The organism is Microlunatus soli, assembly GCF_900105385.1.
Taxonomy (GTDB): domain Bacteria; phylum Actinomycetota; class Actinomycetes; order Propionibacteriales; family Propionibacteriaceae; genus Microlunatus; species Microlunatus soli.
On record NZ_LT629772.1, the window covers coordinates 4888881 to 4905163 of the forward strand.

Genomic DNA, 16283 nt, shown 5'->3' on the forward strand with positions numbered 1-16283 from the left:
CTACGATGATCTTGAATCGACACAGGAGTTGACCCGTGAGCAACCAGCCCTACGCCCCGAGTTCCCGTGCCTCCGGCAGCCGAGCCCGCAAGCATGATCGCCCCAATGTGATGCTGATCTGTGTTGATCAGATGCGTGGCGACGCGATGTCCGGCGCCGGGCACCCGATCGTCAAGACCCCACATCTGGATGAGATCGCCGGTCAGGGGACACGGTTCGCCCGGGCCTACTCGGCGACGCCGACCTGCGTCCCCGCGCGGGTGGCGCTGTTCACCGGCCAGTCCCCGGAACGGCACGGTCGCACCGGCTACCGGGACGGCATCCCGTTCTCCGAGGCCCATCCGGTGACCTTGCAGGGCGTGCTGCGGGACAACGGCTACCAGACGCAGGCCATCGGCAAGATGCACGTCTTTCCCGAACGCTCCCGCTGCGGCTTCGACGACGTCCGGCTGCACGACGGCTTCCTGCACTTCGGCCGCCGGGCCGGCGGCCGCCACCTGGAGGCGAACGACGACTATCTGACCTGGCTGCGCCGGCAGCCCGGGATGGACGCCCACGCCGACTACTTCGACGACGGCGTCGGCTGCAACTCGATGGTCTCCATCCCGTGGACCCGCGACGAATACCTGCATCCGACCAACTGGGTGGTGCACGAAACCCTGGACTGGCTGCAACGCCGGGACCCCACCGTGCCGTTCTTCTCCTACGTGTCGTTCCATCGGCCGCACGCGCCGTTCAACCCGCCGCCGTGGGCCTTCGACCAGTACGTTCACGGTCCGCGGGTGGAGCCGCCGCGCGGCGACTGGATCGACGACTTCGCCGACTTCCGCCGGGACAACTATCACCAGACCGTGATGGGCCGGCTCGATCCCGAGTCCCATCACCGGACCACCAGCGGCTACTACGGATTGATCAGCCACATCGACCTGCAGATCAACCGGCTGATCGAAGGTTTGGCCGATCATGAACTTCTGGACGACACGATGATCATCTTCGTCTCCGATCATGGCGACATGATGGGTGATCACGACATGTACCGGAAGTCGGTGGGCTACGAAGGCAGTGCACACGTGCCGATGATCATCCGGCCGGCGCCACGCTTCAGCCCCGATGCGCCGAAGGGCCAGGTGATCACCGAAGTCACCGAGCTGCGCGACATCATGCCGACCGTGCTGGAGGCGGCCGCCGTGTCCGTCCCGGACGCCGTCGACGGGGCAAGTCTGTTGCCGTACGTCTCGGGCCGTCGCCCGGCCGACTGGCGCCGTGAGATCCACGGCGAACACACGCATTTTGCGCAGTCGCTGCAGTGGGTGACCGACGGCAAGCGGAAATACCTGTGGGCCTCGGAGAAGGGGATCGAGCAGTTCTTCGATCTCCAGGCCGATCCGCGGGAGCTGCACAACCTGATCGACGATCCGTCCCGGGCGGCGGAGATCGCCGACTGGCGCGGTCGGCTGATCGATTATCTCGACGGACGCGAGGAAGGCTTCGTTCGCGACGGCGAACTGGTTGTCGGCCGACCGGTGCAGACCGAACGGTCCGACATCACAGCGCTGATCGGTGGGTGACCAACCGGCGACGTCGGGCCTTGCCAGAGCGCTTTACAACGTGAGAAGGTCTCTCTGCGCGTACCCCTCTCGATGCCTTCACAGGAGAAGACATGACGCATGTACCCCCGTCCCGTCCGGCCCACCCGATCAGCCGAAGGGCGGTGCTGGGAGTCACCGGTGGCGCGCTGGCGTTCACCGCACTCGGCGGCTCGGTGCACGCAGCCGCCGCAGCCGGCTATCAGAATCCGGTCGAGCCGACCAACCATCCCGACCCGGCGGTGCTGTACGCCGACGGCGCGTTCTACCTCTACTCGACTGCCGGCAGCATGGGCGCGATGCCGGTGCTGACCTCACCAGACCTGATCAACTGGACCGAGGTCGGCAACGGGATGCCGGTGATCGCCTCCTGGTCGGTGCCGGGGCGGCACTGGGCGCCCGAGGTGATCGAGGTGAACGGCGGCTATCACTCCTACTACACCGCCCGTCGCGGAGATCTTGATCAACAGGCGGTGTCGGTGTCGGTCGCCGACTCGCCGAGCGGGCCGTTCGTCGACGAGCGGACCGAGCCGCTGGTCGCACAGACCGATGAGGGCGGCAGCATCGATGCCTCGCCGTTCCGCGACGCCGACGGATCGCTGTGGCTGCTGTGGAAGAACGACGGCAACGCCAAAGGGCTGCCGTCCTACATCTACCTGCAACGGCTGACCGACGACGGTCTGCAGTTGCAGGGTGAGCCGCAGCGGATCATCGGGATGGACCGGCCGTACGAGAAGTACACCATCGAGGGCGCGTCGGTGGTGATCGTCGACGGCGTCTACTACTGCCTCTACTCGACCGGCGAATACTGGAACGAGAGCTACGGCGTCTGCTGGGCGTCGGCACCGAGCATCACCGGTCCATGGACCAAGGGCGGCGACGGGCCGATCCTCATCGCCAACGACGTCGCCTCCGGTCCCGGACACGGGATGCCGATCAAGGTCGGTCCGCACTGGTGGTACGTCTACCACGCCTGGCAGCCCAGCGGTGAGCCGTCCGGCCGGCTGGTCTGGCTGTCCCGGCTGAAGTTCACCGACGACGGCCCGGTGATCGACGGGCCGACGGTGCAGAACCCGCTCACACCCAAAGCGCGGTAAGGCCCAAAGCGCGGTCAGGCCCAAAGCGCGGGAAGGCCCAAAGCGCGGTCAGGCTCAGCCCGCCAGATGGCCCCAGGCCGGCGACAGTGCCGCCCAGGTCCCGGTCGCGACCGCACGACCGTCGACCAGGACGACCACCCGGTCGGCCTGGGCCAACGCCGCCCGCTTCGAGGTGGCCCCGATGACGGTGGCGTGCCGCTGCCGCAACGCGGTCCACAACTCGATCTCGGTGCTGGCGTCGAGCGCACTGGACACGTCGTCGGCGAGCAGCAACTCCGCGTCGGTGGCCAACGCCCGGGCCAGCGCGACCCGCTGCACCTGGCCACCGGACAGCCGGACACCGCGGTGCCCGACGAGGGCGTCCCGGCCGCCGGCGTCGGCGACGTCGGAGCTCAGCCGGGCATCAGCGACCGGAGCATCGAAGGCTCGCTCGTGGCCGAGCCGGACGTTGTCGGCAAAGGTGCCGGACAGCACCCGCGGGACCTGGGCGACGTAGCCGACCTGACCCGGCCGGAGGAAGATCTGGGCATCCTCGACCGGTCGACCGTTCCAGCGGATCTGGCCGCGATGCTCGATCAGCCCGGCCAGCGCCGACAGCAGGCTCGACTTGCCGGATCCGACCTGCCCGACCAGCAGCACCAACTCGCCGGACCGGACCGTCAGGTCGACACCGGTGACGCCGATCGTCCCGTCGTCGTGGATCGCGGCGAAGTCGGTCAGCGAGATCTCGTCCAGCCGCACCCGCTCGGTCGCGACCGGCTGCGGTGCCGTCCCGGCGACCAGATCGACGCCGGGCGGCAGATCCATCAGGTCACCGCCGCCGGCGAACCGGCTGGTCTCCCGCTGCCAGGCCCTGGTCCCGGGTGCCTCGGTGACCACCGAGCCCGCGACCCGACCGAACCAGTCGAACCCGTTGACCGCGTTGGCCACCAGCAGCGCGGTCGCCAGTCCCCAGACGTCGCCCATGTAGGCCGCCCAGGCGGCGACCACGCCGACCTGCACCATGACGACCGGCACGCCGTCCAGGAACGCCTGGACCCGGTGCTCCTGCACCGCGGCCTCGACCCGACCGCCGTCCACCCGCCGGAGGTGATCGTGCACCTGCGGGGTCGCCGCGGCGAGCTTGACCGTCCGAGCCGATTCCAGGGCCGACACCAGGGCCCGGCCGAACCGCGCCCGCGCCGCCGAAGCGGCCGCTGCGGACCGGCCCGCGATCGGCCGACCGAGGGTCGAGGCCAGCGCGGAGGCCACCATCACCGCCAGCAGCACCGCGCCGGCCAGCAGCGTGCCGCCCAGCAGGGCGGTGACGACGGCGATCACCAGACCGTTGATGAAGTCGACCCAGCGGTCGCCGTAGCGGGCGTACCGGTCGGCGTCCATCGAACGAGCGACCACCTCACCGGGCGGAGTCCGGGGCAGCCGGCGCTGCCTGGTCTGGCCGTACAGCACCGCCATCCGGGCCCGCAGCATCACCTCGATCCACCAGCGCGGATACAGCCAGACCGCGACCGCCAGCATCACCGGAGCCGCCAGCAGGCTGCCGACCAGCGCGATCACCAGCCACAACGGGCTGCCGGTGTGCTCCAGGGACTCCACGATCCGGCCCCAGATCAGACCGGTGACCGCACCCTGGGCACCGGTCATCGCGGCCAGCAGGAACAGCACCGCGCCCAGGACGCCCCACTCCGGCCGGATCAGCAACGCGTGCGCGATGCCGCGAGCCAGGCTCGGACCGGTGCCGACCTCGGCCAGCGCGGGCGGCGGGCCCGTACGGCGTCGGCCACCGACTCCGGCCCCGACCTGATCCAGCGTCGCGTGATCCAACGTCGCATGATCCGCCGGCGGCGCCTCCTCCGCCGGCTGCTCGTCGATGGTGCCGGCCTCGCGGCTCGCCTGCAGCAGGTCGCGGAACGGTCCGGGCACACTCGCCAACTCCGCCCGCGCACCCTGCTGGATCACCCGGCCGTGATCAAGCACCGCCACCAGCGGAGCGCGATTGATCGTCGACAACCGGTGCGCGATCAGTACCCCGGTCCGGCCGGACAGCAACCGGTCGGAGGCGGCGACGACAAGCCGTTCGGTGAGCGGATCCATCCGCGCCGTGGCCTCGTCCAGGATCACCACCCGGACGTTGCGGACCAGCAGTCGGGCGAAGGCGACCAGTTGCTCCTCACCGGCCGACAGCGACGTGCCACCGGGGCCGAGCAGGGTGTCGATGCCGTCCGGCAGTCCGGCGACCCAGGTGGTCAGACCGAGTTCGACGACGGCGTCGTCGATCACCGACCGGGGGAGTTCGTCGTCGAACAGGGCGATGTTGTCGGCCAGCGTCCCGGCCAGGATCTCCGTCTTCTGGGTGACCACGCCGACAGCGCCGCGCAGCCGTTGCAGATCGAGGTCACCGACGTCGCGGCCGCCGAGGAACACCGTGCCCGGCGGCGGCTCGACCGCGCGCGAGATCAGCGCGGCCAACGTCGACTTGCCCGATCCGGTGCGTCCGACCAGCGCGATCGTCTGACCGGCCGGAACCCGCAGATCGACCTGCTGCAAGGCAAAGCTGCCCTCTGCGTAGGAGAAGTCGAGGTCACGGATCTCCAGCCCGATCGCGTCGTCAGGCAGGTCGAGACCACCCTCCGGCTCCGGTTCGGCGGACAGCATCTGACGCAGCCGGATGACGGCGCCGAGACCGGCCTGCAGGTCGGGCAGGTGATTGGCCAGCATCGCGATCTGGCCGACGAAGGTCGAGGTGACCAGGAACAGCGTCACCAGCCGGGCGACCGAGATGTCGCCACTGGCGGCCAACGCCACACCGACGATCCCGATCGCGGCCAGCAAGGAATGCAGCAGCAGCCCGGCACGTCGGCCGAGCCGGCTCTCGATGTCGACGACAGCACCGAACTTCTGGTGCACTGTCGCGGAGAGTTGGGCCACTCGGGCGATCACGTGCGCCTGCCCCAGGCTGGTCCGCAGGTCGTCGCGGCCGGCGATGCCCTCCTCGAGCACCGCGGCGTGATCGGTCCAGGCCATCTCCTCCACGACCTTGCGCCGGGCGATCTCGCCCAACAGCTTGCGGATCGCCAGCCAGGTCACCGCCGCCAGGATCGGGAACAGGATGAATGACGGCCACCAGGTGACGCCGGCGACGATCCACATCGGGATCGTCCCGAAGATGCTGCGGAACAGCATCCACAGCTGCCAGCGCAGCAGGTTGCCGACCTCGTGGGAATCGTCGTCGACCCGGTCCAGGATCTCCCCGACGGCCTGCTCGTTGAGCACGGCCAGCGGCTGCCGCAGCGCGGCTCGCAGCACGTCACCGCGGAGCTTGCCCTCGGCCCGGTCGGCGACGCCGACCCAGGCGATCTTGCCGGCCGAATCGATCACCGCGGCACCGACGACGCAGATCGCCAGCAGGCCGATCAGCGCCCAGCTCGGACGCTCGGCCAACCGGCCCGCGACGACGGTGCCCAGGGTGGCGGCGACCGCCGCGACGGCGGCGGCGGTCAGCGCGACCACCGAGACCGGCCCGCGCAGGCGCCGCCAATCCACCCGACGGCTCGGATCATCCGGCGGGCGTGGCATCGTTGCTCCCGGAGCAGGGGAGCGGGGAGCAAGCGTCTCGGTCATCACCGTTGAGATTAGGCGTTGCCGCTGACAGGATCCTCCGGTTTTCCCATCCCTCGTCCGGCGGTCCGATCGGCCTCGGTTTGACCCCTTGGCGGCCGCCGCGTAATCTTGACCCTCGGTGTGCTCACGTTCATAGCTGCGCACCGATTCCCGCGGTGACGTCAGTGTTTGTCACCCGAGCCCGAGAACAGCGAAGAGAGTAGGTCAGGCGTGTACGCGATCGTGCGGAGTGGTGGCCGCCAGCACAAGGTCGCCGTCGGTGATGTCATCGAGATCGACAAGATCGACGACGAGGCGGGCGCGAGCGTTGCGCTGAAGCCGCTGCTGCTTGTCGACGGCGAGACCGTCACCAGCGACAAGACCAAGCTCGATGCTGCATCGGTGACGGCCGAGGTCGTCGGCGGCACCAAGGGCCCGAAGATCAAGATCATCAAGTTCAAGAACAAGACCGGATACCGCAAGCGCCAGGGGCATCGTCAGAAGTACACCCAGGTCAAGGTCACCGGGATCGAGAGCTGAGGTAGGCGAGATGGCACACAAGAAGGGCGCGTCCTCGACCCGTAACGGTCGTGACTCCAATTCCCAGCGGCTCGGTGTGAAGCGGTTCGGCGGCCAGCAGGTCAACGCCGGCGAGATCATCATCCGCCAGCGCGGCACCCACTTCCACCCGGGCGACGGCGTCGGCCGCGGTGGCGACGACACCCTGTTCGCTCTGGTCCCGGGCGCGGTGCAGTTCGGCACCAAGCGCGGTCGCCGAGTGATCAACATCGTCGCCGACCAGCCAGCCGAGGCCGTGGCCGCGGCTGAATGAGCTGGTAGTTCCAGCAAGATTTTTCGCAGGGGTGGCCCGGACTTCGTGTCGGGGCCACCCCTGTTTCTTGTATCCGAGTAGTTCACGATCTGATCAGAGAGACGGTGCGGAATGGCGATTCCCAGTTTCGTCGACACCGTCACCCTGCAGGTGGCCGGCGGCAAGGGCGGCAACGGGTGCGCCTCGGTGCACCGGGAGAAGTTCAAGCCGCTGGGCGGCCCGGACGGCGGCAACGGCGGCCACGGCGGTTCGGTGGTGCTGGAGGTCGATCCCGGTCTGACGACGTTGGTGGAGTATCACCGGCAGTCCCGTCGGGTCGCCACCAATGGCCAGCCGGGCAAGGGTGATCACCAGAACGGCGCCGTCGGCGAGGACATCGTGCTGACGGTCCCGGAGGGCACCACGGTCACCGACGCCGGAAGCGGCGAGGTGCTGGCCGACCTGACCGGGGCCGGCAGCCGATTGGTGATCGCCGAGGGCGGGCGCGGCGGTCTGGGCAATGCGGCGTTGGCTTCCGCGGCGCGGAAGGCGCCCGGCTTCGCCCTGCTCGGCGAGGAGGGTGAGGCCCGCACCGTCCGGCTGGAGTTGAAGGTCGTCGCCGACATCGGCCTGGTCGGATTTCCCAGCGCCGGCAAGTCGTCCCTGATTGCGGCGATCTCCAGGGCCCGGCCGAAGATCGCGGATTACCCGTTCACCACCCTGGTGCCCAATCTCGGTGTGGTGGTGGCCGGCGAGACCACCTTCACCGTCGCCGACGTACCGGGTTTGATCGAAGGCGCCAGCGACGGCCGCGGTCTCGGCCACGAGTTCCTGCGCCACATCGAACGCTGCTGGGCGATCGTGCACGTGATCGACTGTGCCACCTATGAACCGGGCCGGGACCCGATCACCGACCTGGACGTGATCGAGCGCGAGCTCGCCGCGTACGGCGGGCTGGCGGATCGCCCGCGGATGGTCGCGCTGAACAAGATCGACATCCCCGACGCCCGGGAGCTGGCCGAGATCGTGCACGCCGATGTCGCCGAACGTGGCTGGCCGGTGTTCGACATCTCCACCAAGAGCGGTGACGGTCTGCAACAGTTGATCTTCGCCTGCGCGCAGTTGGTCGCCGACCGCCGGGCGGCGGCACCGGCGGCCGAGCCGGCCCGGATCGTGCTGCGGCCGAAGCCGGTCGGCGGTGGACCCGAATTCACCATCAAGCGCGAGGGTGAGCTGTGGCGGGTCCGTGGTGAGAAGCCCGAACGCTGGGTGCGGCAGACCGATTTCGCCAACGACGAGGCGGTCGGCTATCTGGCCGATCGGCTGAATCGGATCGGCATCGAGGTCGAGTTGCTGGAGCTCGGGGCCGTCCCCGGCGACGGAGTGGCCATCGGTGGCGAGGACGCGGTGGTTTTCGACTTCTCCCCGCAGGTGGAGGTCGGCGCGGAGATCCTCAGCCGTCGAGGCGAGGACCAGCGGCTGCTGGCCGACCGGCCGGCAGCCCAACGCCGCAAGGCCAGGGACGAGGAATACCACCGCGCCAAGGAGGCCGGTGAGCTTCAGCCCTATCGGATGTTCGGTGAGAACGACGATGATCAATCGGACTGATCTGCTGGACGCCCGACGGATCGTGATCAAGGTCGGGTCGTCGTCGTTGACGACCGCCACCGGTGGTCTGGATCCGCGCCGGGTCGGTGATCTTGTCGACGCGCTGGTCTCGGTCCGGACATCCGGTCGGGAGATCGTCCTGGTGTCGTCCGGTGCGATCGCGGCCGGGCTGGCACCGCTGACGTTGCGCACCCGTCCGCGCGATCTCGCCACGCAGCAGGCCGCGGCGTCGGTCGGTCAGGGCCTGCTGGTGCAGGAATACGCGAGTCGTTTCGCGGCCGCCGAGCTGACCGTCGGCCAGGTGTTGCTGACCGTAGACGACGTGACCCGCAAGAGCCACTATCGCAACGCCTCGCAGACGTTCGCGCGGTTGCTCGAGCTCGGCGTGGTACCGATCGTGAACGAGAACGACACCGTCGCCACCCATGAGATCCGGTTCGGCGACAACGACCGGCTGGCTGCCCTGGTGGCGCATCTGGTGCACGCCGATGCGCTGCTGCTGCTCAGCGACGTCGACTCGCTCTACACGTCCAATCCGTCCCAGCCCGGAGCTCACCGGGTGCTGGAGGTGAGCGGCCCGGAGGACCTCGCCGGTATCGACGTCACCGCCGCCGGCGCCTCCGGGGTCGGCACCGGCGGAATGGCGACCAAGATCAACGCAGCCCAGATCGCCACCTCGGCAGGGATTCCGGTGGTGCTCGCGGCCGCCGACGTCGCGGCCGAGGCGTTGGCCGGCAAGCCGGTCGGCACCTACTTCCACCCGACCGGCAAACGCCGACCCTCCCGGCTGCTGTGGTTGGCGCACGCCACCGACGCCAGCGGTGAGTTGATCTTGGACGCCGGTGCCGTCGATGCCGTGCTGCGGCGCAAGGCGTCGTTGCTGCCGGCCGGTGTCACCGAGGTCCGCGGCGACTTCAGCGCCGGTGACCCGGTCAACCTGGTCGGACCGGACGGTGTGCTGATCGCCCGCGGGCTGGCCAATTACGATTCCGCGGAGCTGCCCGATCTGCTCGGACGGCACACCGACGAGCTGCTCGCCGAGCTCGGCGAGGGCTACGACCGTACGGTGGTGCATCGCGACGCGCTGATCGTCCTGGTCTGAGGCGCCGGTCCGATCATGCGGTCTCACCCCGAGGACATCACCGACGAAGAGATCGCCACCGCGGTCGCCGAGCACTGGTCGATCGACGTCGACCGGATCGAGCCGGCGCTGATCGGCTTCGGCAGTCATCACTGGGTCGCCACCGATCCGTCGCAGAAGACTTGGTTCGTCACCGCGGACCGGGTGGCCGATGATCAGGTCCGCGGTCGTCGGCTGGCGGCCGCACTGCGGACCGCCTACCGGCTCCGGCACGACTGCGCTCTGGACTTCGTGGTCGCGCCGCTGGTCGGTCGTGATGATCAACTCCAGGTCGTCACCGGCGGCTATGCCGTCGCGCTCTACCCTTATCTGGAACGATCCTGCGATGACGGCGCCGATACCGGGCAGTTGATCACGATGGTGGCCGGCATCCACGCCGCGACGTCGCGGCTCGTCGACGTCGCCCCGATCGACGACTTCGCGGTGGACGGCCGCGACATCCTGCAGGCGGCGATCGCCGATCCGGGATCGATCGGCGACACCGGCCCGTACGCCGGCGATTTCGCCGCACTCGTCGATCGGTACCGGCAGCCGATCACGGCGGCGTTCGACCGCTATGACGCGATGGTGTCGGAGACTGCGGGGGACCGCTCGGACTGGGTGGTCACCCACGGCGAGCCGAAGCCCAACAACACGATGATCACCGCAGCCGGCCCGATGCTGATCGACTGGGACACCGTCCGGCTCGCCCCGGCGGCCCGTGATCTGTGGATGACCGGCGGCGTCCAGGACTACACCCGATCGACCGGCCGGACGATAGTGTCAGAGGAGCTCGACCTCTATCGGCTGCGGTGGGACCTGGAGGATCTGGGCAGCTACAGCAGCTGGTTCGCCGGCCGACACCGGCGGACCGCGGACACCGAACTCGGCTGGCAGGGCTGTGTCGCGATCTGCCGCCGGTTCGCCGGGGAATAATCGTCGCCGACCGAGGAGTTGGCAACGGATATGAGAGCAATCGCCTACCAGGAATTCGGTTCGGCCGACGTGCTGCAGCCGACCGACCTGCCGACGCCGCACATCGGACCCGACACGCTGCTGGTCAAGGTCAAGGCCGCCGGGGTGAACCCGGTGGACTACAAGATCAGGCAGGGTTACCTGGAGGGGCTGCTCGACGTCCGGTTCCCGGTGGTGCCCGGCTGGGATGTCGCCGGCGTCGTCGAGCAGCCGGGTCTGGACACACCTGAATTCCAAGCCGGAGACGAGATCCTCGCCTACGCTCGGGCCGACCTCGTCTCCGGCGGCACGCTGGCCGAATACGCGGCGGTCCCGGTGCGGACGGCTGCGCACAAGCCCGCCGGACTGAGCTTCGAACAGGCTGCTGCATTGCCGTTGGCCGGGCTGACCGCGTTCCAGTCGGTCCGCCGATCCGGGTTGGGGGCATCGTCGACGGTGCTGATCCACGGCGCTGCCGGTGGGGTCGGCGCATTCGGCGCGCAGCTGGCCGTGCATGCCGGGGCGACGGTGGTCGGCACCGCATCGCCGGGCAATCACGATTTCCTGGCCGGCTTGGGAGTCCGGCCGATCGACTACCACGGTGATCTCGTCTCAGCTGCCCGACGGATCGCACCGGACGGCTTCGACGTGATCTTGGATTTCGCCGGTGTCGGGGCGATGGACACGGTGCCGGACCTGCTGAAGACCGGCGGTAACGTGACGTCGATCCTGGACGCCCGGGCTCGCGACGATTTCGGTGGCCAGTATGTCTGGGTCCGTCCCGACAGCCACGACCTTGCCGAGCTGGCCGGACTGGTGGCGAGCGGAACGATCAACGTCGAGATCGCACAGACCTTCGACCTCGAACACGCCGCCGACGCGCATCGGGCGGTCGAGTCCGGACACACCCGCGGCAAGGTCGTCGTCACCGTCTGACAGGATCTCCTCGTCGAAGGCGGAGATGCGATGCGGATCGGCCCTCGACCCGCACCCGACGACCGGAGGACCCGATGAAGATCACCGGCTATCGCACCCTGACCACCCACTTCCCGTGGCAGCGGGCGATCGGGGACGCCAACGGATCGCTGCCGGACGCGGTCACCGCGGTACCGGTGGTGATCGTCGAGACCGACACCGGACTGGAGGGCATCGGGATCGGGTCGCACGCCGATCTCGATCGGCTGTTCCCGGCGGTCGAAGGTGAGGACCCACGTGCTGCTTCGGCGCTGTACGACCGGATGCTCGCCCAGGTCTTCAAGAGTGGTCACGCCGGTGCGACCTACGGCGGGATCGCGGCGCTGGACTCGGCGATCTGGGATCTGAAGGCCAAGGCCGCCGACGAGCCGCTGTGGCGGCTGCTCGGCGGTCGGGACCGGTTCGTCCCGGGCTATGCCTCCGGGCTGGACATCGCCCTGGACGACGAGGACCTGCATCGCTTCTACGCCGACTACGCCGACCTCGGGTTCGTCGCCGGCAAGCTGAAGGGCGGACTTGATCTGGCCGCGGACCAGCGGCGGCTCGGGATCGTCGCTGACGCGCTGTCGGCGCACACCGATCATCCGGGCCTGATGATCGACGCCAACGAGTCCTGGCAGCTGAAGCAGGCCGTCCGCCATCTGTCGGCATTGGAGGAACACTTCGACCTGACCTGGGTCGAGGAACCGTTGCGTCGTTGGGATGCGGCCGGTCACGCTCGGCTCAGCCGGGCGGTCCGAGCCGCTGTCGCGACCGGCGAGAACCTGACCGGTGTCGACCAGTTCCGAGGTCTGATCGAGGCCGGAGCGGTCGACATCGTGCAGGCCGGTGCGGTCTGGGGCGTGACCCATTTCCTCCGGTTGGCCTACGCCGCGGACCTGCATGACCTGCCGATCAGCATCGTCGGTCACAACGCCAACCCCGCGGTCGCACATGCCGCCGCGGCCGTTCCCAATCACCTCACCACCGAGGTGCAGGCCTTGACCTGGGCACCCGGTGTGGTCGTCGATCAGGAGATCGGCGACGGCGGCATCCTGCTCGGACAGGCGCCCGGGGCAGGGATCAGCCTCACCGAAGGCAAGATCATCGGCGACCCGCCCGGCGCCGGCTGGGCCGACCCGAGCGGTCCGCACCGCCGCCCGTCCCGAGCCGGATTGCGGCTGCTGCTGGACGGGATCGAACGCTGATCGGAGTCGCTCAGCCGACGAGCCGGGCGATGGTCGCCTTCGCGCCGTCGCGGTGCAGCGAGCGCAGCACCTCCAGATAGGGCTCGGTGAAGCGTTGGTCCTCGATCAGCTTGCCGAACAACTGGTGGTTGGTCAGGAAGGCGAGCTCGTCGGCGTCGCTGCCGACCTGCTTGGCGGCGTACTCCTTGAGGGTGTCGGCGATCCGGTCGTTGATCTCGATCGGTTGGCCGTCCTCGTCGATGGCCTCGCAGTAGCGGGCCAGCGAAGCGACGATCGCGGCGGCCAGCCGAACCTCGCGGCCGGCGGCCAGCTGGTCACGGACCACCGGCAGCACGAACTTCGGGATCCGGTCGGAGGCCTCCAGGCAGAGCCGCTGCACCTGGTCCCGGACATGCGGGTTGGCGAACCGTTCGAGCAACGAATCCTTGTACTCGTCGAGGTCGACGCCGGGCACCGGCTGCAGCGTCGGGGTGCCCTCGTTGTCCATGTAGGCACGGACATAGCGAGCCAGTTTCTCGTCCTGGGCGGCCTCGTGCACCAGTCGGTAGCCGGACAGATAGCCGAAGTAGCCGAGCGCCTGATGGCCGGCGTTCAAGAGCCGGAGCTTCATCAGTTCGTACGGCAGTACGTCGTCGACGACCTGCACCCCGGCTTCCTCGTACGGCGGACGGCCGAGCGGGAAAAGATCTTGCAGCACCCATTGGTCGAAGTCCTCGCAGACCACCGGCCAGCCGTCCTTGACGCCATGATCCTTCTCGATGGCGGCGATGTCGTCACCGGTGGTGGCCGGGGTGATCCGGTCGACCATCGAATTCGGGAAGGCGACGTTGTCGGTGATCCACTGGGCCAGCTCGGGGTCCCTCATCTTCGCGTACGCGGTGAAGGTGCCCTGGGCGACATGCCCGTTGCCCTGGATGTTGTCACATGACATCACGGTGAACGGTTCGATACCGCGTTCGCGACGACGGCGTAACGCCTCGACGACCAACCCGTACACACTCTTCGGCGGATCGTCGGAGCTGGTTTCGGCCACCAGGTCGGGATTCTCGGCGTCGAATTCGCCGGTCACCGCGTCGATGTTGTAGCCGCCCTCGGTGATCGTCAACGAAACGATCTTGGTCTGCTCGTCGGCCATCTTCTCGATCACCGCATCCGGATCGTCCGGGGCGAACAGGTAGTCGATGATCGAACCGATCACGATCACGTTCTCGGTGCCGTGCGGAGGCCGTTCGACCAACGTGTACAGGCAATCCTGCGCCTTCATCACGTCGCGCATCTTGGCGTCGTGGGGGAGCGCGCCCACCCCGCAGATCGCCCAGTCGGTCTTGCCGTCGCGCAGCAGCCGATCGAGGTACATGGCCTGGTGTGCGCGGTGGAACCCGCCGACCCCGAAGTGCACGATGGCCGGCTTGAGCTTGGTCCGATCATAGGTCGGCAAGGCGATGGGTTCGGCAGACTCCGGCAACGGAGCGGTGAGATCGATCACGGTGCGTCATCCTCCTCGAGATGGTGCTGGGCCCATCGTAGGGTGCGGGCGATTCGTCGCCGGGACGGGACCGGTCGTCGACTACGCTCCTCACCGTGTTCTGGTCACTGTTGACCAGTCCGGTGATGCCGCCTGAAGATGACGAGTGAGGACTCTGCCATTTCCAAGCATCTCGTGACACCCGACAGTTTCCTCAGCGCCGAGGGGCCACTCGCCAGCCGATCGCACTACCGCCGGCAGCGGGTGCTGGAGTGCGTTCCAGCGGCACTGCTGCTGGTGACGATTCCGCTGCCGCTGCTGCTCTGGGCATTCTCGGCCCAGCTGGCCTACCTCGTGCTCTGCGGCTATCTGATCTACCTGGCCGTGCTCTCGATCGACATGGCGGCGCGGCAGGCACTGGAGTTCGTCCGGCTGCGGCGACTCGGCCGGGTCGACTGGCGGAGCAGACTCGCCGCACTGAACAACCCGTACGAACGGTTGGAACAGATCGCCCGACTGCCCAGGCTCAGCCGCAACGTCAGTGAGGAACGGGCCGGGTTGCTGCGCTGGATCCACGCCGGCGCCGACGCACCCGGTCCGAACGGACTCTGGCATCTGGTCGTGCTCCCGGTGGCCAACGAGAGCTCCGAGATCCTCGAACAGACCCTGGACGCGTTGCTGGCCGTGGACTATGACCACCGGCGGCTGGTGGTCTGTCTGTCCTTCGAGGCCCGTTGCCGGGACTGGGACGACGAGGCGATCGCCCGGTTGGCGGCGCCGTACCGGGACCGGTTCGCGATGCTGCTGACGCTCCGTCATCCCGACGGGTTGCCCGGTGAGGCCAGGGTGAAGGGTGCCAACATCACCTGGGCGACCAGGCAGGCGAGGATGGCGCTGCTGCAAGCCGGCATCGACGACGAGCAGGTGGTGGTGTCGGCGTTCGACTGTGACACCCGGGCGTCGGTCGACTACTTCACCGTGTTGGCCTGGACCTATCTCACCGATCCGGATCGGGATGTGAACGCCTATCAGCCGATCCTGCTGTTCCACAACAACGTGTGGCAGGTACCCGCGGTCTCGCGGCTGATCGGTCACCTGGCGACGATGTGGACGATGGCGGATTCGACCCAGCCGCGGCGGATGCGGATCTTCTCCTCGCACGCGATCGGGATGCGGGCGTTGGTCCGGGTCGACTTCTGGGCGATCAACGTGGTGCCCGACGACTCGCGACAGTACTGGCGGCTCTACTACGGCACCGATGGACGATCCTCGACCCGGCCGCTGCATGTGCCGGTCTATCTGGATGCCGTGCAGGGCAAGGGATACCTGCGGACCCTCGTCGAGCAGTATCTGCAGATCCGCCGCTGGTCCTACGGCGTGATCGACTTCCCCTACATCATGGGCCGCAACGTGACCACACCGTCGATCCCGTTGCCGCGCCGCGCCTGGCAGACGCTGCGGCAGCTGTCCAACTTCCACAAGTGGGCGATCACTCCGGTGTTGCTCTTCGTGGCCAGCCGGATCGTCGACCAGTTGGCGATCCCGTTGACGGTCGAGGGGAGCCGGCTGACCGATCTGGCCGGCTGGCTGCACGCCTGGACGCCGTTCGTCGGCGGACTGTCGATGATCATCGGGATGGCGATCTCGCTGGCCATGCTGCCGACCCGGCCGACCGGCCGGTCGCGGCTGGCTTATCTCAAACTCGGTGCCGAGTGGTTGCTGCTCCCGGTGCTGCTGCCGCTGTTCTTGTCGCTGCCGGCACTGGAGGTCCAGCTACGGCTGGTCGTCCGGCGCTACCTCGGCTTCCGGGTCACGGTGAAGAGCCGGCTGGCCCGGTCGCGTCGCGCCTACTCGCCGACGCTCCCTGAGACCGAGTGAGG

General features: G+C 68.4%; 12 protein-coding genes. 10 read left to right on the forward strand and 2 right to left on the reverse strand.

Features of this window, described 5'->3' with window-relative positions:
• Positions 1-35: 35 nt before the first annotated feature.
• Together BLU38_RS22380 and BLU38_RS22385 are read left to right on the forward strand one after the other, a co-directional pair.
• Positions 36-1568: an arylsulfatase gene (locus tag BLU38_RS22380; protein WP_231919984.1), complete on the forward strand. Its 1533-nt coding sequence runs from the start codon at positions 36-38 to the stop codon at positions 1566-1568.
• Between the two features lie 92 nt (positions 1569-1660).
• Positions 1661-2683, forward strand: a complete 1023-nt coding sequence (locus BLU38_RS22385) for a glycoside hydrolase family 43 protein (RefSeq protein WP_091527592.1) — start codon at positions 1661-1663, stop codon at positions 2681-2683.
• Between the two features lie 54 nt (positions 2684-2737).
• Here BLU38_RS22385 and BLU38_RS22390 read toward each other — a convergent pair whose 3' ends face one another.
• Positions 2738-6259, reverse strand: a complete 3522-nt coding sequence (locus tag BLU38_RS22390; RefSeq protein WP_231919985.1) for an ATP-binding cassette domain-containing protein — start codon at positions 6257-6259, stop codon at positions 2738-2740.
• A 255-nt stretch (positions 6260-6514) separates the two neighbouring features.
• Between BLU38_RS22390 and rplU the strand changes: the two genes are divergently transcribed.
• The 7 genes from rplU to BLU38_RS22425 all read left to right on the forward strand — a co-directional run bounded on the left by rplU (position 6515) and on the right by BLU38_RS22425 (position 12938).
• The gene (gene rplU / locus BLU38_RS22395) at positions 6515-6823 is read left to right on the forward strand and encodes a 50S ribosomal protein L21 (RefSeq protein WP_091527594.1); all 309 of its coding nucleotides are present in this window, start codon (positions 6515-6517) and stop codon (positions 6821-6823) included.
• 10 nt (positions 6824-6833) lie between these two features.
• Complete coding sequence (gene rpmA / locus BLU38_RS22400; RefSeq protein ID WP_091527595.1) at positions 6834-7115, forward strand: 50S ribosomal protein L27; 282 nt, start codon at positions 6834-6836, stop codon at positions 7113-7115.
• Positions 7116-7226: 111 nt separating this feature from the next.
• A complete protein-coding gene (gene obgE, locus BLU38_RS22405; RefSeq protein ID WP_091527596.1) occupies positions 7227-8702 on the forward strand; it encodes a GTPase ObgE in 1476 nt (491 codons plus the stop codon).
• Positions 8686-9804, forward strand: a complete 1119-nt coding sequence (gene proB / locus BLU38_RS22410) for a glutamate 5-kinase (protein WP_091527597.1) — start codon at positions 8686-8688, stop codon at positions 9802-9804. Before obgE ends, proB begins: the two co-directional genes overlap by 17 nt.
• 15 nt (positions 9805-9819) lie before the next feature.
• A complete protein-coding gene (locus BLU38_RS22415) occupies positions 9820-10758 on the forward strand; it encodes a phosphotransferase (RefSeq protein WP_091527598.1) in 939 nt (312 codons plus the stop codon).
• Between the two features lie 30 nt (positions 10759-10788).
• Entirely contained in the window at positions 10789-11712 is a 924-nt protein-coding gene (locus BLU38_RS22420) for an NADP-dependent oxidoreductase (RefSeq protein WP_091527599.1), read from the forward strand.
• A gap of 74 nt (positions 11713-11786) precedes the next feature.
• A complete protein-coding gene (locus tag BLU38_RS22425) occupies positions 11787-12938 on the forward strand; it encodes a mandelate racemase/muconate lactonizing enzyme family protein (RefSeq protein WP_091527600.1) in 1152 nt (383 codons plus the stop codon).
• Positions 12939-12948: 10 nt separating this feature from the next.
• Here BLU38_RS22425 and BLU38_RS22430 read toward each other — a convergent pair whose 3' ends face one another.
• The gene (locus tag BLU38_RS22430; RefSeq protein WP_091527601.1) at positions 12949-14424 is read right to left on the reverse strand and encodes a mannitol dehydrogenase family protein; all 1476 of its coding nucleotides are present in this window, start codon (positions 14422-14424) and stop codon (positions 12949-12951) included.
• A 174-nt stretch (positions 14425-14598) separates the two neighbouring features.
• Between BLU38_RS22430 and BLU38_RS22435 the strand changes: the two genes are divergently transcribed.
• Positions 14599-16281 carry a glycosyltransferase family protein gene (locus BLU38_RS22435; protein ID WP_157683618.1) on the forward strand — a complete coding sequence of 561 codons (1683 nt, stop codon included), beginning with the start codon at positions 14599-14601 and terminating at the stop codon, positions 16279-16281.
• Positions 16282-16283: the final 2 nt, after the last annotated feature.